The organism is Streptomyces sp. NPDC000880 (assembly GCF_053599675.1).
In genome coordinates this window covers 127076-148559 of sequence record NZ_JBSFMS010000002.1, presented here as the reverse complement: position 1 = coordinate 148559, position 21484 = coordinate 127076, and the positions used below count along the sequence as shown (strand labels likewise).

At 69.3% G+C, this 21484-nt stretch carries 20 protein-coding genes and 1 pseudogene; 12 read left to right on the top strand and 9 right to left on the bottom strand.

Features of this window, described 5'->3' with window-relative positions; all coding sequences use genetic code 11:
• Positions 1-113 precede the first annotated feature (113 nt).
• Positions 114-248: a hypothetical protein gene (locus tag ACWDO5_RS01655; protein WP_450527460.1), complete on the bottom strand. Its 135-nt coding sequence runs from the start codon at positions 246-248 to the stop codon at positions 114-116.
• On the bottom strand, positions 245-1288 hold the full coding sequence (locus ACWDO5_RS01650) for a CocE/NonD family hydrolase (RefSeq protein ID WP_450527459.1): 1044 nt from the start codon (positions 1286-1288) through the stop codon (positions 245-247). The genes ACWDO5_RS01655 and ACWDO5_RS01650 overlap by 4 nt, the downstream gene beginning before the upstream one ends.
• Before the next feature lie 864 nt (positions 1289-2152).
• Here ACWDO5_RS01650 and ACWDO5_RS01645 point away from each other — a divergent pair.
• Both ACWDO5_RS01645 and ACWDO5_RS01640 read left to right on the top strand, forming a co-directional pair.
• The gene (locus ACWDO5_RS01645) at positions 2153-2953 is read left to right on the top strand and encodes a hypothetical protein (protein ID WP_450527458.1); all 801 of its coding nucleotides are present in this window, start codon (positions 2153-2155) and stop codon (positions 2951-2953) included.
• Positions 2954-3100: 147 nt separating this feature from the next.
• The gene (locus ACWDO5_RS01640; protein ID WP_450527456.1) at positions 3101-3772 is read left to right on the top strand and encodes a class F sortase; all 672 of its coding nucleotides are present in this window, start codon (positions 3101-3103) and stop codon (positions 3770-3772) included.
• A 25-nt stretch (positions 3773-3797) separates the two neighbouring features.
• Here ACWDO5_RS01640 and ACWDO5_RS01635 read toward each other — a convergent pair whose 3' ends face one another.
• Positions 3798-4478, bottom strand: a complete 681-nt coding sequence (locus tag ACWDO5_RS01635; RefSeq protein ID WP_450527455.1) for an HAD family hydrolase — start codon at positions 4476-4478, stop codon at positions 3798-3800.
• Positions 4479-4503: 25 nt separating this feature from the next.
• A complete protein-coding gene (locus ACWDO5_RS01630) occupies positions 4504-4986 on the bottom strand; it encodes an Lrp/AsnC family transcriptional regulator (RefSeq protein WP_450527453.1) in 483 nt (160 codons plus the stop codon).
• Positions 4987-5166: 180 nt separating this feature from the next.
• Between ACWDO5_RS01630 and ACWDO5_RS01625 the strand changes: the two genes are divergently transcribed.
• Positions 5167-6849 (top strand): LuxR C-terminal-related transcriptional regulator, encoded by a 1683-nt coding sequence (locus ACWDO5_RS01625; RefSeq protein WP_450527451.1) that lies wholly within the window; start codon positions 5167-5169, stop codon positions 6847-6849.
• Positions 6850-7043: 194 nt separating this feature from the next.
• Complete coding sequence (locus ACWDO5_RS01620) at positions 7044-8429, top strand: FAD-binding oxidoreductase (protein WP_450527450.1); 1386 nt, start codon at positions 7044-7046, stop codon at positions 8427-8429.
• 176 nt (positions 8430-8605) lie between these two features.
• On the opposite strand, the gene ACWDO5_RS01615 is transcribed toward ACWDO5_RS01620, so the two are convergent.
• Both ACWDO5_RS01615 and ACWDO5_RS01610 read right to left on the bottom strand, forming a co-directional pair.
• Positions 8606-9571: an aldo/keto reductase gene (locus tag ACWDO5_RS01615; RefSeq protein ID WP_450527472.1), complete on the bottom strand. Its 966-nt coding sequence runs from the start codon at positions 9569-9571 to the stop codon at positions 8606-8608.
• 160 nt (positions 9572-9731) lie between these two features.
• Complete coding sequence (locus tag ACWDO5_RS01610) at positions 9732-10151, bottom strand: PPOX class F420-dependent oxidoreductase (protein WP_450527448.1); 420 nt, start codon at positions 10149-10151, stop codon at positions 9732-9734.
• Between ACWDO5_RS01610 and ACWDO5_RS01605 the strand changes: the two genes are divergently transcribed.
• From ACWDO5_RS01605 to ACWDO5_RS01590, 4 genes are all read left to right on the top strand, one after another.
• Positions 10051-10335, top strand: coding sequence for a hypothetical protein (locus tag ACWDO5_RS01605; protein ID WP_450527473.1), 285 nt, complete (start codon positions 10051-10053; stop codon positions 10333-10335). The two genes, ACWDO5_RS01610 and ACWDO5_RS01605, sit on opposite strands and share 101 nt — an antisense overlap.
• A 180-nt stretch (positions 10336-10515) precedes the next feature.
• Positions 10516-12030 (top strand): FUSC family protein, encoded by a 1515-nt coding sequence (locus ACWDO5_RS01600; protein ID WP_450527446.1) that lies wholly within the window; start codon positions 10516-10518, stop codon positions 12028-12030.
• A gap of 125 nt (positions 12031-12155) precedes the next feature.
• On the top strand, positions 12156-13307 hold the full coding sequence (locus ACWDO5_RS01595; protein WP_450527445.1) for a nitric oxide synthase oxygenase: 1152 nt from the start codon (positions 12156-12158) through the stop codon (positions 13305-13307).
• A 73-nt stretch (positions 13308-13380) separates the two neighbouring features.
• Entirely contained in the window at positions 13381-14430 is a 1050-nt protein-coding gene (locus ACWDO5_RS01590) for a lactonase family protein (protein ID WP_450527443.1), read from the top strand.
• A 99-nt stretch (positions 14431-14529) separates the two neighbouring features.
• On the opposite strand, the gene ACWDO5_RS01585 is transcribed toward ACWDO5_RS01590, so the two are convergent.
• From ACWDO5_RS01585 to ACWDO5_RS01575, 3 genes and pseudogenes are all read right to left on the bottom strand, one after another.
• Positions 14530-15450, bottom strand: coding sequence for a sirohydrochlorin chelatase (locus ACWDO5_RS01585; RefSeq protein WP_450527442.1), 921 nt, complete (start codon positions 15448-15450; stop codon positions 14530-14532).
• 95 nt (positions 15451-15545) lie between these two features.
• Entirely contained in the window at positions 15546-16538 is a 993-nt protein-coding gene (locus tag ACWDO5_RS01580; RefSeq protein ID WP_450527441.1) for an N-acetylglucosamine kinase, read from the bottom strand.
• A gap of 17 nt (positions 16539-16555) precedes the next feature.
• Positions 16556-16738: pseudogene (locus ACWDO5_RS01575) on the bottom strand (uracil-DNA glycosylase); the annotation flags it as partial.
• Between the two features lie 468 nt (positions 16739-17206).
• On the opposite strand from ACWDO5_RS01575, the gene ACWDO5_RS01570 reads away from it, so the two are divergent.
• The 4 genes from ACWDO5_RS01570 to ACWDO5_RS01555 all read left to right on the top strand — a co-directional run bounded on the left by ACWDO5_RS01570 (position 17207) and on the right by ACWDO5_RS01555 (position 21454).
• Entirely contained in the window at positions 17207-18211 is a 1005-nt protein-coding gene (locus ACWDO5_RS01570; protein WP_450527440.1) for a LacI family DNA-binding transcriptional regulator, read from the top strand.
• 161 nt (positions 18212-18372) lie between these two features.
• The gene (locus tag ACWDO5_RS01565; protein WP_450527438.1) at positions 18373-19662 is read left to right on the top strand and encodes an extracellular solute-binding protein; all 1290 of its coding nucleotides are present in this window, start codon (positions 18373-18375) and stop codon (positions 19660-19662) included.
• Positions 19659-20633 carry a carbohydrate ABC transporter permease gene (locus ACWDO5_RS01560; protein ID WP_450527436.1) on the top strand — a complete coding sequence of 325 codons (975 nt, stop codon included), beginning with the start codon at positions 19659-19661 and terminating at the stop codon, positions 20631-20633. The genes ACWDO5_RS01565 and ACWDO5_RS01560 overlap by 4 nt, the downstream gene beginning before the upstream one ends.
• Positions 20630-21454: a carbohydrate ABC transporter permease gene (locus ACWDO5_RS01555; RefSeq protein ID WP_450527434.1), complete on the top strand. Its 825-nt coding sequence runs from the start codon at positions 20630-20632 to the stop codon at positions 21452-21454. The genes ACWDO5_RS01560 and ACWDO5_RS01555 overlap by 4 nt, the downstream gene beginning before the upstream one ends.
• The last annotated feature ends 30 nt before the right edge of the window (positions 21455-21484 follow it).

Below are 21484 nucleotides of genomic sequence, written 5' to 3'. Positions count from 1 at the left end.
GACCGTCAGGCGCGGCCGGTCGACCCGCCCCGGCTCGCCCCGCTGGACCGGCACCTGCCCCACCTGCCGACAACCCACCCCCTGGCAGCCCTACGACACCACCTAACAAAGCCCTAGTAGGCGGTGGCGAAGAGCGGGATGTCGAGGGGGAAGGCCCGCCCCGGCATCCTGCCGGACCAGCTCTGCGGGCCGTGGGAGATCAGCTTCCCCACGCCGAGGGAGTTCACGTCGTAGAGGTAGCCGATCACCGTGCCTTCCGGCGCGGAGCGGTGACGGTCGTGTGCAGCCTGACGGCTCCGCGGATGTGCTGCGCGGCCGCGTACGGCTTCGACTGCCATACGGCTCCGGCCCAGCGGGGAAGCAACGGGACCATGACGACGGGCGGCAGTTTGGCGACCTGGTCGAGCAGCCCGGACAGTTCGGTAATGCCGCCGTCGGCGCCCGAGTTCGTACCGCCGACGACCGGCGTCTGCCATCCCGTCCCAGCCGTGCCGCTGCTCCCGGGCGTGCCGCCGTCGAGCGCACCGGTGCCGAACGCGCCCGCTCTGCCCAACTGCAGCCGCTCGATCCGGGAACTGACGGCATGCCAGGACGGATAGCTCTCGCGTGCACCGCCGGGCCGTACTTCCAGCTCCACCGGCGGCCGAGGCGTGCCGCCGCTGCTCTTGAGGTGCTCGTCGAACCAGGTGAGCGCGCTTGCCCAGGTGGCGTTGTCCAGTCCGAGCAGGCCCGTGACCTCCTGCGTGGCATGGTCGCCGGGACGCAGCTCGATCAGCTTGGGGCCGGTCAGCTGCTGATAGAAGGCAGTGATCTGGCTGGGGTTGAAGATGCTGTCTCCCCATGCGTTGGCGAGGAAGACGGCCGTGCCGTTGGCATTGATGCGGTCCACGTACGCAGCCGGGGACCTGGTCCGCGCCCATCCGACGACGTCGGGGATGTCACGGTCGCCGAACAGGCTGGCCAACATTCGCTGGAACTCGGCACTTTCGCGACCGGCGGGTGCCCCCACGGCGGTGAGCGCGGCGGCGGCCTGCAGGTGCCGGGTCTCGCCGCTGTACAGCGAGTCGACCAGGTCCCCCCAACCGCTCATCGCAGCCACCGCTTTGATCCGCGGGTCGGCGGCAGCTCCCGTCAGGGTCAGGCCGTCGCCAAGGGAGAGACCGGTCATCCCAATTCGCTGCGGATCGGCCGGAGTCCGGGCGATGACCCAGTCGATGTCCGACGAGATGTCCGCCACGTCCTTGGGTCCCGCAACGTCGACCTCTCCTTCGGAGAGGTAGGTGACCACGACATAGCCGCGTGCGGCGAGTTTCCCGCCCTGAAGGACGTACTCGAGGTCGTTCTGCCCCCCAGCTGGCCGGCTGCACGATCACCGGGTAGCGGCCGTGCGCGCCGGCGCCGGCTGCCGGGGGCGGGGGTGAACACGTTTGCCTTGAGGACGACACCGTCCTTCATCGGAATGTCGGCGAGGCGGAAGGAGGGGCCCGCCGTGGTTTGGGCTTCCCCGCGCTCCGGCCCCGGGGTCGCTGACGTGGGTGCCGCCAGTGCTGTGGGTGCCTCGGCGACGGTTCCGACGAGGACGAGTGCCGCGGCGACGGCGGCACTGGTCGTCCGGGACCCTGGTGCGGTGTCCGCCGTGGCGTTGCGTTCGTCTCACTCGTGCTCCATCTGGCTCAGACCGTCGTGCCACGGAGGCACTGCCCACCGGCGCGGTGATCGGAGCGTAGAGGTACAGAAGCAGCCGCGGTGAGACGACGATCAGCCAAATTACCCGCGGGTAGGGGGCGGAAGCATGGTGCCCCGGCCGGTGTTGATCCGGCGGGCTTGGGCTTCCGAGGGGGGGTGCCCGGACAGAGGTTAACGGCCGAGTCAGGTCGAGGCTGTCTTGAGGCGGATTGTCAGGCCGAGAGTGAGGAGCCGTCAGCGGATGATCGGGGCGGCGACGGACGAAACCTTTCTTCGGCGTGGCGTGCCGTCTAACGGGTGACTATCGGGCACTTGTCACACGAAGGGCCCCATGGTGTAGCTCGAATGCGGTGCTCTCCGGTGGTGCGGAGCCGGAATCCGGCTAACGGTGAATCACGTCGCCCCTGCGATCCCATGAGCCGATGAAGTGTCGGCCGTCGTAGTCGCGGCGAAAGGAATGTGCCTCATGCGCTCTGCCCGCACCCTGTTCGCGTCAGCGGCCGTTTCCGCGGTCCTGGCGATCACCACTCCCGCCGCATATGCCCTGACCCTGGCCGAGGACCAAGACAGTGGCTCCTCCTCCAGCGAGTACGGCCAGGAGGCCGAGAAGGGCGACAAGTCTGAGAAGGACGAGAAGTCTGAGAAGGGCGAGAAGTCCGAGAACGGCGACTACGGCAAGTCCGAGAAGGACGAGAAGTCTGACAAGGACGAGAAGTCCGAGAACGGCGACTACGGCAAGTCCGAGAAGGACGAGAAGTCTGACAAGGACGAGAAGGACGAGAAGTCCGACAAGGGCGACTACGACAAGTCCGACAAGGGTGACCACAAGGACGAGAAGTACGGCCACAAGGACGAGAAGGACGACTACAAGGACGAGAAGCCGAACGGTGGCGTTCACACCGGTGGCGGCGCCCTGGCCATGATCCCGGCCGAGGACGAGGAGAACGGCTACGGCGACAAGTCCGACAAGGACGAGAAGTCCGAGAAGGGCGACAAGGACGAGAAGGGCGACAAGGACGAGAAGGGCGACAAGGACGAGAAGAGCGACAAGGACGAGAAGAGCGACTACGACAAGTCCGACAAGGGCGACCACAAGTCGGAGTCCTGGAAGCACGAGAAGCCGAACGGTGGTGTTCACACCGGTGGCGGCGCCCTGGCCATGTCCAGCGGGAGCCTGGCTGCCGGCGCGGTGCTGATGCTCGGTGGTCTCGGCGCGGGGGCGTACCGGCTGCGCCGTCGCAACACGTCGGGTGGCGCGGCTGCCTGATGGGGCCGAACCACTAGCAGTTCGCTTGCTGTCGCGGCCGCCGCCCCTCCCGGGCGGTGGCCGCGGCGATTGCCCTTCCCGCACCGCAGCCTGTTCCATCGCCTGTCCGCGCCCCACTGACGCCCTGTACGCGAAAGGCACGCTCGCATGACCGCCCAGCAGCCTCCCGGTACCGCCCTCGCCTCCCGTCCTCTCGGCCGCGCCCTGCTGTGGCCTGCCATGGCGGTTGTGCTGGGTTTCCTCCTTATTTACAACTCCTTCGGCACCTCGGTGGAACTCAAGCCACCGCCCCGCGCCGCGGCTTCCGCCCCTGCCGCACCCGGCGCTGTTGCCCCTGCCGACGATCTGGCGCTGCCCCGTTCTGCCCCGAAGCGGATCGCGATCACGGAGATTGCCGTCGACGCGCCCTTCACGGCGTTGTCCATCGGCCCGTCCGGACAGCTGAACGCGCCACCTCCAGACGACGGCAATCTGGTCGGCTGGTTCGAAGGGGGTGTCAGTCCCGGCGAGCGCGGCACGTCAATCATCGCAGGCCACGTCGACACCAAGACCGGCCCGGCCGTATTCCTGCAGCTCAGCTTGCTCAAGCCTGGAAGCAAGGTCGACATCACCCGTGAAGACGGCACTGTCGCCACGTTCAAGGTCGACTCTGTGGAGACCTTCAGCAAGGCGCGCTTCCCCGATCAGCGGGTCTACGCCGACGCCCCCTCCCCGCAGCTGCGTCTGATCACCTGCGGCGGCGAGTACGACAGGAAGGCGAAGGACTACACGGACAACGTGGTGGTGTTCGCCCACCTCGACTCCACCAAACGCGCCTGAACCGGACTTCGTCGGCTGAGCCACGCTATCCAACGAGCCAGTCGTACGCGGCCCGCGCCGTGAACTCGGCCTGCCCGCCCGCGAAGAGCAGCCCCGCCGCCCGGAACGCCGGGTCGTCGGCCGTCGCGGGCACGTAGGGAATGGCGATGCAGCGCATACCGGCCGCGTGTGCGGCCGCCGCGCCCGGAGGTGCGTCCTCCAGCACCACGCAGTCGCCGGGACGGGCCCCCAGGCGGCGCGCGGCCTCCAGGAAGATGTCGGGCGCCGGCTTGCCCTGCGCAACCTCCTCGGCGGAGACGACCGTCGGGATGAACGCGTCAAGGCCGGTGCCCTCCAGCACCGCATCGATGGCGGCGCGGGACGAGCCGGATGCCACCGCCATCGGCACTCCTTCCGGGTGCAGCAGTTCCACGAACTTCCGCATCTCGGGGAAGACCTCCGTCGAAGCGCGGGCCAGCTCCAGATAGTTCCGGTTCTTCCCGGCCAGCAACTCGTCGATGGGCGCCTCGATCCCGTACTCCTCGCGCAGAATCTCCAGCGTCTCCCGTGTCCCGATGCCGATGAAGCGCGTGTGGTGCTCCCAGGTGAAGTCCGGCACGCCGTGCCGGGCCAGGAGCCTGCGCCCCGCCTCGTAGTAGTTCGGCTCGCTGTCCACGAGGGTGCCGTCGAGATCGAAGATGACCGAAGGGGTGCGCGAAGTGCTCATGCGGTCCAGCATGCCAAGGTGCGGCTCAGCGTGAGGTGCCGGCCGTCCGGCCCACCGATTCGACCAGCGGCAGCAGCCGGTGCGGCACCCGCTCGCGGAGCGCCATCTCGGTGCGTGTGCGCACCACGCCCGGCAGTTGGATCAGCCGCTGGATGACGTCTTCGAGATGTCCGTTGTCGCGCGCGGCGACCCGGGTCAGCAGATCACCGCCGCCGGTGATCGAGAACGCCTCGATGATTTCCGGTACGGCCGCGAGCGCGTCGCCGACCTCGTCCAGGTGCCCCTGGGTGACCTCGATATGGACGAAGGCGAGGACCGGGTACCCGAGGGCCGCGGGGGAGAGATACGGCCCCGTGCCCGTGATCACGCCATCCCGTTCGAGCCGGTCGATCCTGGCCTGCAGGGTGCCGCGGGCGATGCCCAGGATCCGGGCGTACTCGCGCACGCTGGTGCGCGGTTGCTCGATCAGGAGCCGCAGGATGCGGGTGTCGAGTGCGTCCACCGCCATCGTCCGCTCGCCTCCCTCCGGTCCGATATTCCGGTGCTGACTGTACCAACGGCCCAGCTTGCATCGGGCGAGTAGAGCCACTGTCCGGAGGGATGTGCGAAGAGAGTGCCCGTCGGAGCTGTCGGCTCCTATCCTGGTGAGGGGTGGTCCGGCTCGCGGGGAAGCGAGAAGGGAGCCGCGGTGGCTGAGCAGATCACCGGCACCGAACGGGCGATCGAGCAGGCGAGGGACGCTGTCGCCCGTGAGGCATGGGCCGATGCCTACACCGCCCTGCGCGACCTCGAACTCGACCGGATGACCTCGGACGACCTCGCCGCACTCGCCGATGCCGCCTGGTGGACCAGTCGCGTCGAGGAATCGATCACAGCGCGGACGAAGGCCTACTCCGGCTACGTGGCGGCGGGCGCCGTCCGGCAGGCCGGATTCAGCGCCTGGATGCTCTTCTACGAGTATCAGCTGGCGGGACGTACAGCCGCGGCCGCCGGCTGGCTGCGCCGGTCCCGGCAGCACCTCAGCAGCGAGCCTGAGTGCGTCGAGCAGTGCTATCTCGCCTGGGTCGAAGCGGACGAGGCACAGCAGCGTGGCGCGTTCGAGGAGGCCATGAGCTGCGCCCGCCGTATGGCGGGCATCGCCCGGCGCTGCGGCAGCCCAGATCTCCTCGCCATGAGCACCCAGGCGCAGGCGAGCGTGCTGCTGGCCCAGGGGCGGGTCGCCGGCGGGCTCGCACTGCTCGACGACGCCATGTGCGCGGCCATGGCGGGCGAACTCAGCTCGTTCTTCACCGGGTGGATCTACTGCCTGGGACTCCAGCAGTGCATGGCCTCCGCCGACCTGGAACGAGCCGTTGAGTGGACCGACGCCGCCATGGCCTGGTGTGCGTCGATGCCTGAGGAGAACAACTTCCGGGGTCTGTGCCGGGTACACCGCGTGGAGGTGCTGGAGCTGTGCGGTGACTGGCCCCGGGCCGAGACCGAGGCCGCCCTGACGTGCAGGGAGCTGCTGCCCTACGAGGCGAGGATCGCCGCGGAGGCGTTCTACCTGACCGGAGGTATCCAGCGCCGGCGCGGCGAGTTGGCCGAGGCCGAGGCATCGTACGACCGCGCGCACGAACTCGGCCGCGACCCGCAGCCGGGCCTCGCGCTGCTGCGCCTTGCCCAGGGCAAGGCCGACTCCTCAGCTGCCGCCCTAAGGCTTGCGCTGGCTGCCGAGGACGGTGGGGATGATGGCCGCCCCGGCTGCCTCGGGCGCTGCCGGCTGCTCGCGGCCCAGGTCGAGGTCTCGCTCGCCCTCGGACAGCTCGACCAGGCCCGTACGGCGGCGGACGAACTGGAGTCGGCCGCTCGCGAGTGGCAGCAGCGGCGGGAGTCCGAGAGCACGGTGCTGCATGCGACCGCCGCGGCGGCGGGCGGCGCTGTGGCATTCGCCGACCGCGACCTCCAACGTGCGCTGCCCCTGCTGCACCGGGCGCTGTTGCTGTGGCTGGATTTGGGAGTCCCGTACGAGGCGGCGCAGGTCCGCATGACCCTCGCCGCTGCCGACCGCGCCGCGGGGGACGACGAAGGCGCACGGCTGGAACTCCAAGTCGCGCAGGGGGTCTTCGAGCGGCTGGGCGCGGTGCCCGACGCGCGGCGGGCGGCGGCCCTGCTCAGCACTGTGCACCATCGGCTCCCCGGCGAGCTCACCGAGCGCGAGGTCCAAGTGCTGCGTCTCGTCGCGGCAGGCCGGACCAACCGGTCCATCGCCTCCGAGCTGGTGATCAGCGAGCACACCGTCGCCCGTCACCTGAACAACATCTTCGCGAAGCTCGATGTGTCCTCGAGGGCCGCTGCCACGGCGTACGCGTACACACACGGCCTTGCGTGATCCCGTACGCGATGCGGCGCATGGGCTGTTTCGCCCATGCGCGCTCCGGCGATATGGGCGGTTCCGGCGATGAATGTCGCCCGGCCCTGTGCCTACAACAGTGCTGTTCCCATTCCCTGAAGGTCCCTGAAGGTCCCCGAAGGTCCCCGAAGGTCCTTGAGGATCTGCGAAGACGCGGAAAGCCGGTGGCGGCCATGACCACCTACACACCAGCCCTCGACGACACGCTGTTGGAGCGGCTGCAGGGGTCCGTACGCGGCGACATCATCCAGCCCGGCGAACCCGACTACGACGAGGCCCGCAAGGTCTACAACGCGATGCACGACAAGCGGCCGGCGATCATCGTCCGGGCCGTCGACGTAGGCGACATCGTCGCCACCGTGGACTTCGCCCGGGAGCAGAATCTGCGGCTGGCGGTGCGCGGCGGCAGTCACAGCGTCTCCGGCTACGGAACCTGCGACGGAGGCGTCGTGCTCGACCTCGGGCGCATGCGCGGGATTCGGGTCGACCCCGAGGCGCGTACGGCTCGGGCCGAGGGCGGCTGCACCTGGGCCGATGTCAACCACGCCACGCATGCCTTCGGCCTGGCCACCACGGGCGGGGTCGTGTCCAGTACCGGTATCGGCGGGCTGACGACGGGAGGAGGCATGGGCTATCTGGCCCGGCGCTGCGGGCTGGCCTGCGACAACCTGATCTCGGCCGACCTGGTCACGGCCGACGGGTCCTTTCTGACCTGTACGCAGGAGCACAACGCCGACCTGCTGTGGGCAGTGCGCGGTGGGGGCGGGAACTTCGGGGTCGTCGCGTCCTTCGAGTACCAGCTGCACCCCGTGGCCGGCATTCTCGGCGGGCCGACGTTCTACCCGCTCGACGGCGACGTGATGAGGAGATACCGGGAGTTGATCGCCGACGCCGACGAGAAGTTCAGTGCCCTGCTCGTCGTCGCGCTCGGCCCGCCGGTGCCGTTCCTGCCCGAGCGATGGCACGGCCGGCCGGTCTGCGGAGTGATCACCTGCTGGAGCGGCCCCGAGGATGAGGACGACGAGGTCCGTGCCCGTCTCGACGACCTCGGTCCGGTCGTGGGGCAGCACGTCGAACGCATTCCCTATCCGGTGATCAACACTCTCTTCGACGAACTGCTGCCCGCGGGCCTCTTCCACTACTGGAAGGGCACCTTCAGTCAGGGCCTGCCGGACGGGGCCATCGACGCGTACGTCGAGTACGGCGCCACGACGCCCACCATCCAGAGCGCGACGGTGGTGTTTCCCATCGACGGCGCCTGCCACAGGGTGGTGCCCGAGGAGACCGCATTCACCTACCGGGACGCCGACTTCGCGACCGCACTCAGCCCGGCACTCCCTACCCGCGCCGACTGCGAGGCCAACGTCGGCTGGGCGCGCGCCTTCGCTGCGGCACTCCAGCCCTCCTCCTTGGAGGGCGGCTACGTGAACTTCATGGACCACGACGACCAGGACCGGGTCCGGGGCAACTACGGTCAGAACTACGACCGCTTGACGAGGATCAAGCGACGCTACGACCCCGGCAACCTGTTCCGCCTGAACCACAACGTCGCACCCTGAGAAGCATCCGAGCCCGGCGGCCGGACTGTTTCAGGTGGGCCGGGTACATGGGTGCCCCGGTAGCACCGTGCAGGTGCTCGCCCTGGTGGGGGAGAGGCGGCCGACACCGCTCACGGCCGGGCGGTGCGCGGCGGGTGAACCGCCTACCGCCCGGCCCCCGCAATGGAGCCCGGGGATCAGGCGTAGAAGTTGCGCTGCCACCGGTGCTTGGCCAGCACGGCGAGCTGGTCGGCGGTGAGCGGACGCCCGTCGCTCAGGGCCGTGTTGCGCTCGACGTTGCGTACGGTGCGCATTCCGGGGATGACAGTGGAAACCGCCGGCGAACTCAGCACGAACCGCAACGCGTTCTCAGCGATCTCATCGGGGGCGATGCTGAGGTCGGCGACGATGGCGGCCACCCGCTGTTCGACCTGTGCCAGGCGGTCACCGCGGAAGTACCGGTTGCGCCAGTCGCCCTCGGGGAACGTCGTGCCGGAGGTGATCCGACCGGTGAGGCCGCCCTCGTCCAGTGCCACCCGCACGATGACACCGACGCCGTGCTCCTCACAGGCCGGCAGCAGCGCGTCGGCGGGCGCCTGGTCGAAGAGGTTGTAGATGACCTGCACGCTGTCAACGGCGCCGCTGTGTACGAGTGCGAGTGCGTTGTCGGGCTGGTGGTCGTTGATGGAGACGCCGAACAGGCGGATCTTTCCCTCCTGTTTCAGTTCGGCGATCGTCTCCAGCCAGTCGCCACGGCCGACCCAGTCATCGCTCCAGACATGGAACTGCAGTACGTCGAAGTGGTCCACTTCGCTGGTGCGCAGACTGGTCTCCAGGCTTTTGCGGATGTGCTCGCCCGGGAACGTCTCGGCCGGGTCCAAGCCGTCGGGCGCCGGCCAAATACCGTTTTTCGGCGGCACTTTGGTCGCGACGCGCACCTCGTCGCCGGCCCGCTCGCGGACGACCCGGCCGACGATTCGCTCACTCTCGCCGTAACCGCGGGCGGTATCGATAAAGTTCACGCCAAGGTCGATGGCACGGTGCAGGGCGCGTACGGATTCGTCCTCCGTGGCCCCCACCCAGCCGGACTCACCGATGCCCCACGCGCCGTAACCGATCTCGGACACGGACAATCCACTGCGTCCCAGCTCGCGGTAGCGCACAATCATCCTCCACGTCATGGTCCTCGTCCTGGCCGAGCCGAGGCTTCCGTCACGAATCACGTTGACGATAAGCGACTTGGGCGGCGGGGTCAGTTCCATGAAGTCTTCGGCGCGGAGCATGAAGTCCAACTGCGCACGGACGCGGTCAGGCGGGCAGACATCACCCGGCCTGGCTGCTGTCCTTCAAGGTGCCCCATCCGTGCCAGCGGTCGATCTCGATCCATGCACTGACCCGGCGGCGATCCCGCTGCGGGTAGGGCAGGCCGAGGTAGTGCCGGGACAACCGGTCGATGTCGGCCAGTTCCTTGTCCTCGCTGAGTTCGGTGACGCGCCCGGTGATGCTGATGTGCGTGTACCAGTTGCCCTCGTCGAGCACGGTGAGCGACACCCGCGGGTCGTTGCGCAGATGCTCCAGCCGTTTACGTCCCTCATCCATGTTGACCAGTACCCGGCCGTCGTCCCAGAGGTACCACGTGGCCGTGGACACCGGCTGGCCGTCCGAGCGCAGGGTCGTGATAACGGCCGGGTTGGCCTTCGTCAACAGCGCGACTGCCTCTTTGGGAAGCGGTGGTTTCGACATGGGAGACACCCTCCGTGATCGCGTTGCTGCATTCATGCAGACGATCATCAACATGATCGTCTGCACCGAGCTGTTTCACGTTCTCAGCGGCTTCGGCTTCTCCATAGTGCGTGACGCTGCGCCACCGCGGCGAGCGCGTCCGGAGCCCGCCCCTCGTCATCTGGTGACCTTGTTCGCGCAGTAATCGACTTCGAAGTCCGTTGGCTCGCATCTCGGCCGTGATCGTTAGGTCTGGCTGGGCCAATGGCCCAACGATTCGAGCGTTGCTTGAGCCAATGGGGTCGCGGATGTTCTTATGGAGGTCGATGGCGCTGCGGACTCCGCGGCGCTTTTCCATGTCAGGGCGAAGGCGGGGCGGAAAGCAGTGATGAAGAGGATGTTCGTGGTACCGGATCCGGGTCGGTTGCGGCTGCGCAGCGCCATTCGGTCCGTCCTCGGCATCGGTCTGGCGGTGGTTGTCTGTGGTCTCACCGGTCACGGCCTCACCGCCGCGATCACTGGTGGGCTCGCCGCACTGCTCGCCCTCTTCACGGTCACCGACTCGACAGTCCGCAGCCAGGCTGTGACCGCGGCGCTGCTGCCCGCAGTGGGCGTTCCAGTGCTTGCCCTCGCGACTGGGCTGTATGGGCACCCGCTGCTGCGTGACGCGGCCTTCGTGGCAGTGGCCGGTGCCGGGGTGTACGTGCGCCGCTGGGGGCCGCGGGGCCACGCCCTGGGGGTCTTCGCGTTCATGACCTTCTTCGTGGCGCAGTTCCTGGGCACGGCGCCTGAGCAGCTGCCGGAGCTGTACTCGGCCGTCGTTCTCGCCGTGCTCGCCTCGTCGGCGGTTCGCTTCGGTGTCTGGTGCTTCGAGCGCCGGCTGTCGCCCCCCGCCGTGCCCACGCTGCCGGGCGGATCGGGCCTTGCGCGGACGACCACCCGCCAGGCGGTCCAGGTGGCTGTCGCGGCGGTCTTCGCACTAGCGGTGGGTCAGTTGCTCTCGCAGGAGCGCTGGTACTGGGCTGTTGGCGCCGCCTGGTGGATCTTCGTGAACACCGCCTCGCGCGGCGAGACCCTGGTTCGCGGCTTCCGGCGGGTCCTCGGCACGGTCGCAGGCATCGTCGCCGGGCTGTTCGTCGCCGTCCCGCTGCACGGTGCGACGGTCCCCACGGCCGCACTGGTGGCGGTGTGCGTCTTCGGGATCTTCTACACGGCCGCCGTGTCGTACAGCTGGATGATGTTCTTCGTCACCGTCATGGCCGGCCTGCTGTACGGGCTGCTTGGCGTGCTCCACCCCGGGCTGCTGCTGCTGCGGTTCGAGGAGACGGCAGTCGGCGCGCTCGGCGCGGCACTCGGCGTCGCCCTGATTTTGCCCGTGACCACGCATGCGGCGACCGACGCCTGGATCCGGCGCGCCGTGCACTGCGTTCACGGCTGCACCACCGTTGCGGCGCGCCGGCTGGGCGGGGACGAGCAGGCCGACCCGGCGCCGCTCGCCGCCGAACTGGAGTTGCTGCTCGGTCGGGTACGGCTCTCCCTCGCCCCGCTCGTTCATCCGCTCAGCCCGCTGCGGGCCCGCAAGGCGCGCGCCCGCCAGGTGATCGTGCTGCTGGACGAATGCGCACGCGAGGTCCGTGGCCTCGCCGCCGTCGCCGCCGCCCCGGACGCTTCGCACGACGCGCGGCTGGCCGCCGCCTGCCAACGTGTCGAAGCCGCGGTGCACGCCCTGGTGCCGCCCGCCGCCCGGCAGGGGAAGGCACACAGCGACTCCGTACCGGTGCCCCACCACCACCCCGGTGCTGAGGCGGCCCTTACGCATCTCCAGGCACTGGAGCGGGCGCTCGCGGAGCTGGACGCGCCCCTGCGTACCTCTCCGCGCGCCCCCCTCGTGACCGCCTGACCTGGGGAATAGACCCAAAGCCCTTGAAGGAGGCAAATTCCCCCGGCACACACAGGGTGGATCAGGCTGTTCGAGGGGTAACCACAGCGGCATCCACGTCCGCCAGGAGCCCGGGGGTGCGCACCATGCGGAAGTCTCTGTTCAGACCCTTGTACCTGACCGGCGCACAGGTGGACCGGCAGGAGGCCGAGGACTTCATCCGCCTCCACCACCGGGAGGAGCGAGCGGCGGGGGACCCGGCCGCTCGGATCGCCGCCGTCCTCGCGGAGATCGACGAGACCGGCACATACCGCCACACCCGCGCAGAACTCGCCTACGGCGCACGCGTGGCCTGGCGGAACAGCAACCGCTGTATCGGCCGCCTCTACTGGCGCTCCTTGCGGATACGCGACCGAAGACACATCGACGACGCCGACTCCGTGGCACGCGAGTCGGTGGAACACCTGCGCCAGGCCACCAACGGCGGCCGCATCCGCCCGATGATCACTGTCTTCGCCCCGGACGCGCCCGGCCGCCCCGGTCCGCGGATCTGGAACGAGCAGCTCATACGGTACGCGGGCTACGGCTCCGCCCACGGGCCCACCGTGGGCGACCCCCGCAACGCCGAGCTCACCGACTTCGCCCTACGGCTCGGCTGGCAGGGCGGCCCCGGCACACCCTTCGACCTGATGCCACTCGTCATCGAGGACGGTGACGGCAAGCCGCGCTGGTTCGAGGTGCCACGCGACGCCGTGCTTGAAGTGGAGCTGCACCATCCGGAGGTGAGCTGGTACGAGGAGCTGGGCCTGCGCTGGCACGCCGTACCCGCCATCGCGAACATGTGCCTGGAGATCGGCGGTATCTGCTACCCCGCAGCCCCCTTCAACGGCTGGTACATGGGCACCGAGATCGGCGCCCGCAACCTCGCAGACACCGACCGTTACGATCTGCTGCCGCGCGTCGCCGAGCGGCTGGGCCTCGACACGACGAACGACCGCTCGCTGTGGAAGGACCGCGCGCTGGTCGAGCTGAACCGCGCCGTGCTGCACTCCTTCGACCGCGCCGGCGTCACGGTCACCGACCACCACACCGAATCGCGCCGCTTCCTCACCCATCTGGACCGGGAGGCGAGCCGGGGCCGCTGCGTCGGCGCCGACTGGTCGTGGATCGTGCCGCCCATCTCGGGCTCAGCGACGCCCGTCTTCCACCGTACGTACGACCCCACCCAGTGGCGGCCCGCCTATGTCCACCACCCCGAGGCGCAGGCGCGAGCCCGCGGTGAACGGGGCGACCAGTAGCCGAACTTGGTCTAGACCGCCTGCTACCGTCGGCCCGGCAACAAGCGATCAGTCGGCGGAGAGGAGAATCGCTGTGGGTGACACGGACGCCGGGCGGGCATTCATCGGGTCGTTCACCTCGGCCGGAGGCCGGGGGATCATCGCCGCCGCCGTGGACGGGGAGACAGGTGCGCTCGCCGAGACGGGAGCGAGCGACGCAATCGTCGACCCGTCGTATCTCGCCATCGCGATCGGATCCGGCGGCCCGGTCCTCTACGCCGTCTCGGAGACCGCCGAGGGCGCGGTGGTGGCTTTCGACGTCAACGGGCCATCGCCGAAGCCGATCGGGGCGCGGATCCCGGTCTGCGGCGAAGGCCCCACCCATCTCGCTCTCGCAGCGGGCCACCTGGTGACCGCCAACTACGGCTCGGGCAGCGTCACTGTGCTCCCCGTTGGGGCGGGCGGAGAGCCGGGCGCCGCCACTGGCGTACTGCAGCACGAGGGCGCGGGACCGGACCCGGAAAGGCAGCGCGGTCCGCACGCCCACCAGGTGCTGCCCGATCCGACCGGGCGCTGGGTGCTCGGCGTCGACCTCGGCACCGACTCCATACGGATCTGCGCACTGGACCCCGATGCGGGTGAGCTGACCCTGCACGGCGAGACCGCGCTGCGTCCCGGATCCGGGCCGCGCCATCTCGCCTTCCACCCCGCGGGCAGTCATGCCTATGTGCTGAACGAGCTCGTGCCGACCCTCACCGTCTGCCGCTGGGACGCGGACGCGGGCGTCATCGAACCGGTCGGCGAGACGCCGGTGCTGCCGGACGGCGTCGCTGGACCCGTCTACCCCTCCGAAGTGGTCGTCTCGCACGACGGCAGGCATCTGTGGACCGCCAATCGCGGCCACGACAGCATCGCCGTATTCGCGCTCGACGAGACGCGCGAGAAGGCGGAGCTGATCACCACGGTGCCGTGCGGTGGCCACTGGCCGCGCGACCTCGCCCTGGACCCCACGGGACGCAGGCTGTACGCCGCCAACGAGCGCTCAGGGGACGTCACCTGGTTCGACATCGACCCGGAGACCGGCGTGCCGCGCAGGGCGGGCTCCCTTGACGCCCCCGCGGCCTCCTGCGTGATCTTCGCCTGATCACCGGGCCGTAGCGCGGGGGCCCACACCGTTCGAGTGGTGCGGGCCCACCTGCGTATCCGCTGTGCGCCTCTGCTCTGTGTACCTACGACAGTGCCGTCAGTGCGAGGGTGAGCCCTGCGGCTGCGGGGCGATGCCCAGCGCGGTCGTGTACTGCGACAGCACCAGCTTGCCGATCGCCGGATAGGCGCCGAGCGCCTCGGCGGCAGCACAGCCCGCCTCCTTGACGGCGGAGTCCAGCAGGCCCTCGGGCAGCTCCGGGCCGACCAGATACGGGGCCAGGGCGAGCTGCGCCGAGCCGGAGCCGCGCAGCTGCTCGGCGATCGCGCTCACCGAGCCTTCCTGGTCGAGCGCCGCGGCCATCACCGGCACCGCGAGGCGAGCGGCCAGCAGCATGCCGGTGATCCCGGCGGCCTGGACGGCCTCCTCGCCGCCGACCGTGGCCAGGATGATGCCGTCGGCCGCGGTGGCCACGGTGAACAGTCGGGCGCGGTCGGCACGCGCCAGGCCCGCCTCCGAGAGCCGGACGTGCAGCGCTTCGGCGAGCAGCGGGTGCGGGCCGAGGACGTCGGTCAACTCGGCGCTCGTGCGGCTGTCCATGACGGCCTGGCGGATGCGCCGCATCAGGGCGTTGTCCGGGCCTGCGAGGAGCGGCACCACGACGGCGGCGGGCCCCTCGGGAGCGGCCACTTCACGGCCGGCTGCCTTCGCGATCTCGTACCGTTCGGTGCGCCGGGCGGCGGTGTGCGCCAGGACGCTCTCGAGCTTGGCGTACTCGGCGTCGTCGCCGTCGAGATACCCGATGGCCACGTCGAGGCCGGGCAGCTCGGAACGGGCGATGCTTATGACCTCTTCGGCCAGGCTGCGCGTGGCGTACACGGGAGCGCCGGGAACGGCAAGCACGAGCGCGGGCGCGCCCTCAGGAGCCGCCACGGGTTCCGGGCGGCGGTGCCGCCCTGGCTGGCGGGGTCGCGGCATTCGTACAGGCAGGCCGGATGCGGGCCCAGTGGGGGAGCTCATGGCGCCGCATGCTACTGGTTTTGGGGGTGCGGCTGTTCGGGGAGGGGCCAGCCAAGCGTCATCTGTCCGTATTTATCCGGTGAATGTCGTACGCCTCAACTGCCCTGCTCTGTCGGTACGTGCAGGAGCGTCGGATGGCGGGGCAGTCGCAGCGAATCGGTGGCGAGCGCGGCCGCGAGAAGCAGCGCGCCGGTGAGCGGATCGCCGGCCGCGGACGCCGGCCGGGCGTGCGGCAGTCGCCCGGCCAGCTCGCTCCTCAGTGGTACGAGCAGCGGGTCGCCCATCTTGAACAGCCCGCCGGTCAGGGCGACTTCACAACCATCGGGTGCCTTGGCGGCCGGCGGGCACACGGCCGTGGCCGCTTCCGCGATATGCCGGGCGGCCCCGGCGAGGATGGTCGCGGACACCGCGTCGTCCTCCGCCGCGCACCGCCCGACCTCGGGCGCGAAGGAGGCGAGCACCGCGGGCCGGTCGGGGCGCGGATACAGCATTCCCGGCAGCTCCTGCGCCGGACCGAACACCGACTCCATCCTGGCCAGCAGCGCGGCTGACCCGCCGCGCCGCCCGTCGTGGGCGCGCAGCGCAGCCTCCAGACCGGCCCGGCCGATCCAGGCGCCCCCGCCGCAGTCGCCCAGCAGATGGCCCCAGCCGTCGGCCCGGTGCCAGGAGGACAGATCCGTGCCCATCGCGATCATGCCCGTGCCCGCCGCGACCACGGCCCCGGGACGCTGGCCGAGCGCCCCGGCGTATGCGGTGACCGCGTCCGCGGCGAGCGCAAGACGGCGTACACCCAGTGACTCGGCCAGTGCGGCGGGGAGTTCGGCACGCAGCCGGCCGCCGAGCGTCGCCATCCCGGCAGCGCCGACCGCGACCGCGGACACGGTGCCGCCCCCGGCCCGGCTCAGCAGTGTGAGCGCCATCGGCAGCAACTGGTCCAGCAGATGCTCCGCGTCGATGCCCCCGTCGCCGGTGCGCACCGGTTCGCTCGACTCGATACTGTCGACGCGTGCCAGGTCGGAGGCGTCGGCGAGCGCCGTACGCAGGCCGGAGCCGCCGGAGTCCACTGCGAGGACCCAGCGCAGGGTCACGGAAGCCGCCAGTCGGGCGCCGTGTTGAGCAGCGGCACGCCCTGCCGGGTCCGTGGCGTGAGGTCGCCGTTGGCCGGACGGGGGTGCCCCAGGTCGGCGTGCATCGCCCGGAAGATGTTGTCCAGGCTGCCGGGCACAGGGCGCACTTCGGGCGCCATCGAGAAGCTCAAGCGCACGGCCTGGCCGACGGGTTGGGGATGCAGTTTCTCGAACGAGGGGCCTGATCCGTACCGATGACGGAAGCCGAAGGGCTTGATCACTGGAGGCAACTCGCACCGCTGCCGTCCGACGAACGCATACGAGACCTCATGGCCCGACTCCCGGAAGAGGAAGAGTGAGGACGGCAGAGTATCCCGAGCCGCGCATGCTGGGGCCAACAGGATCGACCGGGTCTGTGCGCTTCATGGCGAACAGCCGGCTGGGCTCAGGGCAGCAGAGGGGGGAACCGGCGCCTGGACGCCGGCGTCGACGCTCGTGTGTCGCCGGCTGCGGCGGGGTCACCGCCCCGCTCGCGGCGCCCGCCCGGCTACACGCTTCCTTCGGCCGGTCCTCGCGGTCGTGCTCGCGCGGGGCTGGGCCGGAGGGATCATCTCGCGCCGCCGCGCCCGGCACGGGCATACTCGGACTCCGCGGGCGCACTGGCGCCTGCAGGCATCGGGAGGTACGCGATGGTGGTGTCGTCGGGAGCGGAACCCCGGAGGGTGACGATCCACGACGTCGCCCGGTCCGCGGGCGTGTCCCGGCAGACCGTGTCACGGGCGCTGAACGACAAGGACGGGATCGACGTCTCCACCAAACAGCGTGTGCTCGACGCCGCCCTCGAGCTCGGCTACCGGCCGAGCCGGTTCGCCCGCGGTCTGGTCCGGCAGGACACCACCACCATCGGGCTGGTGATCCCGGACCTGCTCAACCCGTACTTCACCGAGGTCGCCGCGGCCGCGCTGGAGGCGGCCCGGGCCCGTGGCTGGCACGTGGTCGTCTACGACACCGCGGACAGTGCCGAGGAGGAACTCGGCACGCTGCAGGTGATCGGTTCACAAGTGGACGCGGTCGTCGGCTACTTCAGCCGCCCCGAGCACGAGCTCGACCTGTTCACCCGCGGCATCCCGGTGGTGCTCGTCGACCGTGAGCACCACACGGCGCGGTTCAGCTCGATCCGGATCGACGGTGAGGACGGGGTCCACGCGGCGGTCGCGCACCTGGTCGCGGGGGGGCACGAGCGGATCGGCATGCTCGACCACGCCGGCCGCCCTGAGCCGAGCATCCGGCGCGAGTGGTTCAGGGCTGCCGCAGCGGCACACGGGATCGAGGCCGGCGCGGTGGTCGGGGCGAGCCAGTCGGCCGACGGAGGCGGGGCGGCGCTCAAGGCCTTGCTCACCCTCCATCCTGACGTCACCGCGGTCTTCACCTTCAACGACATCATCGCGATCGGCGCCCTGCGCGAGGCGCGCCGACTGGGCAGGCGCGTCCCGCAGGACCTCGCCGTGATCGGCTTCGACGGCCTGCAACTCGGCACGCTCGTCGAGCCCCCACTCTCCACTGTCGCCCTCGACACGCGAAGACTGGGCACGCTCGCCATCGACCAGGCTGCCCGGCTGCTGACCGGGGCCGACTTGCTCGGAGCCGACGATCTCGTCGTCCGGGCCGAGCTGCGGCTGCGCGAATCCGCGTAAGCGGGCCCTGTCCGGGCCGAGTTGCCGTTGCGTGGTTCCGCCGAGCCGGAGCCGATCGCCCACTTCGTACGAATGTCTTGACTCGAAAACAGCGGCCGCGCAGACTTCCCGGCAGTTCGTGAGCGTTCACGGGAGCGTTCACGGGACGTGAAGGGTCCTCGATGACGCTGACTCGACGAAGGTTCCTGACCGGCGCGGCCGCCACCGGGGCCGCGGCGTTCGGGGCCACCGCATGTTCCAGTCCCACCACTGCGAACCCAGGGCGCCTGACGCTCTGGTACACCTCGAACGGCCTGTCCGAGAACGTCCTCGGCGAGGCCACCGAACGCTTCGCCGGCGACAAACTCGTCACGTCGCAGGTGAGCGGCGACCTCAAGCAGCGGCTGCTCGCCGCGCTCGCCGGCCGGGCGTACCTGCCCGACATCACCATGCTCGGCGACAACATCTCGACGTACTTCTCCGACAGCGACCGCTTCGTGGACCTCAACACGCTGGGGGCCCGCACGGTGGCGAAGGAGTACCTGCCGTGGAAGTGGCAGGCGGGCGCCGGCCCCGACGGGTTCCAGATGGGCTTTCCCGTCGACATCGGCCCGGCCGCCCTGTACTACCGGCATGACATCTTCGACAAGGCCGGGTTCCCGAGCGAGCCCGACGACGTCGCGGCGGCCGTGCCGACCTGGGAGGCCTACTTCTCGTTCGGCGAGAGGCTGCAGAAGAAGCTTCCGGGAAGGTACCTGATCACCGACACGAAGACGGTGTTCACCTATTCACTGGCCCAGGAGTCGAAGAAGTACTTCGACCGGGACAACCACTACCTCGACGAACAGTCGCATGTCCGCCTGGCCTGGGACCGTGCGCTGGAGGCGTTCCAGCGCCGCCTCACCGCGGGGTACGCCGGTTCGCAGGGCTTCAATGGGCAATCGGTCGACCGGCATGCCGCCTGGAACAGCGGCAAGGAACTCAGCCTGGTCAACGCGTCGTGGATCACTGGTGAGTTGAAGCAGTCGGCGCCGGGCACCGCCGGCAAGTGGCGGGTGTGCCGTCCCCCGGGCGGCGCCGGCAACCAGGGCGGTTCGTTCCTGGCCATCACCCGGTACTGCCCGCAGCCGGAGGCCGCCTTCGAGATCATCCGGTGGATGCAGTCACCCGAGAACCAGCCGCGGAACTACCTCGACGTAGGCCTGTTCCCCTCCAGCCCGTCCGCCTTCACCGACTCGCGGCTGCTCGCCCCTGAGCCCTTCTTCGGCGGCCAGGTGACCATGAGCGTCTTCGGGAAGATCGCCCAAGAGGTGAAGTACGCCTATTTCAGTCCTTGGGACATCACCATCAGCGACACCTACACCGACGAGCTCAACAACGTCGAGCTCGGGGGCAAGGATCCCGCGAAGGCCTGGACCGACGCGCGGACCGCCGTCGAACGTCTGTTGCGCAGGCAGGGAGTGCTCTCATGACCGTGATCCCCGACGTCGGTGCCCCCGCGATCAAGCCGTCCGCCCCGCCACTGCCCGCATCGGTCGCCCGGCGCAGACGGTGGCGTTACCTGCCGCATTACCTGGCCATCGCGCCGTTTTTCATTCTGTTCGCCGTCTTCGGCCTGTACCCCGTGGTGTACTCGCTCTTCCTGTCACTGCAACGCTGGGACGGCGTCGGCTCGATGAAGTACGTCGGGCTGGAGAATTTCCGATTCCTGCTCACCGACCAGGCGTTCTGGCAATCGATCGGCAACACTCTGATCATCTGGGTGATGTCGACGATCCCGATGACCGCACTCGCCCTGCTCATCGCGCTCGGGCTCAACTCGTCGGTCCGCTTCAAGGGTGTCCTGCGCCTCGCGTACTTCCTTCCCAACGTGACATCCATCGTGGCCATGTCACTGGTGTTCGGCTCGATCTTCAGCGGTGAATTCGGCATTCTCAATTGGTTCTTCGGCCTTTTCGGCGTCGATCACGTTCAGTGGCTGAGCGACCCGTGGGCCATCCGCGTCGCGATCGCGATCATGATCATCTGGCGGTGGACCGGCTACAACGCGATCATCTTCCTGGCCGGGCTGCAGGCGCTGCCCAAAGACGTCTTCGAAGCGGCACGCGTCGACGGGGCCGGGCCGGTGCAGACGTTCTTCCGGGTCACCCTGCCGCTGCTGCGGCCGGTGTTGCTCTTCTCCGTAGTGATGTCCGCGATCAGCGGAATGCAGATCTTCACCGAGTCCCAGGTGCTGCTCGGCAACCGCGGCGGCACGGACGGAGCGGGAATGACGATGGTCCTCTACTTCTACAGCACGGCCTTCGCGGGCAACGACTTCGGTTACGGCGCCGCGATCGCCTGGGGCATCTTCGTGGTCGTCGTCCTCTTCTCGATCCTCAACTGGCGGCTCATCCAGCGCCCAGAACGGAGCCGGGTCAAGATCAAGGAGGCAGGGCGATGATGTACGGGCGCGGACGAATCCTCACCTATGGCGCACTCGGCATCGGCGCGCTGATCACGCTCTTCCCCTACTACTGGCTCACCGTGATGGCGTCCAACACGACGGCCGACATCTACTCCTCCCCACCGAAGCTGGTCTTCGGCGGTCAGCTGTTCCACAACATCGGGCAGGTCTTCTCGAAGATCGACTTCTTCGGCTCACTTCTCAACACGCTGGTCGTCGCCATCGTGACGACCGTGCTGGTGCTGTTCCTCGACTCCCTCGCCGCGTTCACCTTCGCCAAGTACAAGTTCCCCGGCAGCAACGTGCTCTTCGGCATCCTGCTCGCGACGTTTGTGGTCCCGACCCAGCTCGCCGCGATCCCGCAGTTCATGATCATGGCGAACCTGGGCTGGGTCGGTTCCATGAAGGCACTGATCATCCCCGCGGCCGCCAACGCGTTCGGCATCTTCTGGATGCGCCAGTACACCCGCGGCGCCGTGCCGGACGAGCTGATCGAGGCGGCCAGGATGGACGGCTGCGGGTTCTTCCGTACCTACCTCTCGGTGGGGCTGCCGGTGCTCCGCCCGGCGCTCGCGTTCCTCGGCATCTTCACCTTCGTCAACGCCTGGAACGACTTCCTGTGGCCGCTGGTCGTGCTGATCGACTCGAACCACGTGACGCTGCAGGTGGCGCTCTCGCAGCTGAACGGGGTGTACGTCACCGACTACAGCGTCGTCATGGCGGGCACGCTCGTCGCGATCGTGCCGCTGATCATCGTGTTCCTCTTCGGCGCCCGCCACTTCATCGCCAACATCGCCGCCGGCGCCCTGAAGGGCTGAGGACCGGCGCCGTCATGGACCGAGCCCTCA

Coding starts and splice junctions, on each gene's coding strand:
- ACWDO5_RS01630 (WP_450527453.1), bottom strand. CDS start 4,986: ATGGCGGTGGACGCACTCGACACCCGCATCCTGCGGCTCCTGATCGAG.
- ACWDO5_RS01555 (WP_450527434.1), top strand. CDS start 20,630: ATGATGTACGGGCGCGGACGAATCCTCACCTATGGCGCACTCGGCATC.
- ACWDO5_RS01610 (WP_450527448.1), bottom strand. CDS start 10,151: ATGTCGAAACCACCGCTTCCCAAAGAGGCAGTCGCGCTGTTGACGAAG.
- ACWDO5_RS01640 (WP_450527456.1), top strand. CDS start 3,101: ATGACCGCCCAGCAGCCTCCCGGTACCGCCCTCGCCTCCCGTCCTCTC.
- ACWDO5_RS01645 (WP_450527458.1), top strand. CDS start 2,153: ATGCGCTCTGCCCGCACCCTGTTCGCGTCAGCGGCCGTTTCCGCGGTC.
- ACWDO5_RS01570 (WP_450527440.1), top strand. CDS start 17,207: ATGGTGGTGTCGTCGGGAGCGGAACCCCGGAGGGTGACGATCCACGAC.
- ACWDO5_RS01560 (WP_450527436.1), top strand. CDS start 19,659: ATGACCGTGATCCCCGACGTCGGTGCCCCCGCGATCAAGCCGTCCGCC.
- ACWDO5_RS01620 (WP_450527450.1), top strand. CDS start 7,044: ATGACCACCTACACACCAGCCCTCGACGACACGCTGTTGGAGCGGCTG.
- ACWDO5_RS01585 (WP_450527442.1), bottom strand. CDS start 15,450: ATGAGCTCCCCCACTGGGCCCGCATCCGGCCTGCCTGTACGAATGCCG.
- ACWDO5_RS01565 (WP_450527438.1), top strand. CDS start 18,373: ATGACGCTGACTCGACGAAGGTTCCTGACCGGCGCGGCCGCCACCGGG.
- ACWDO5_RS01635 (WP_450527455.1), bottom strand. CDS start 4,478: ATGAGCACTTCGCGCACCCCTTCGGTCATCTTCGATCTCGACGGCACC.
- ACWDO5_RS01595 (WP_450527445.1), top strand. CDS start 12,156: ATGCGGAAGTCTCTGTTCAGACCCTTGTACCTGACCGGCGCACAGGTG.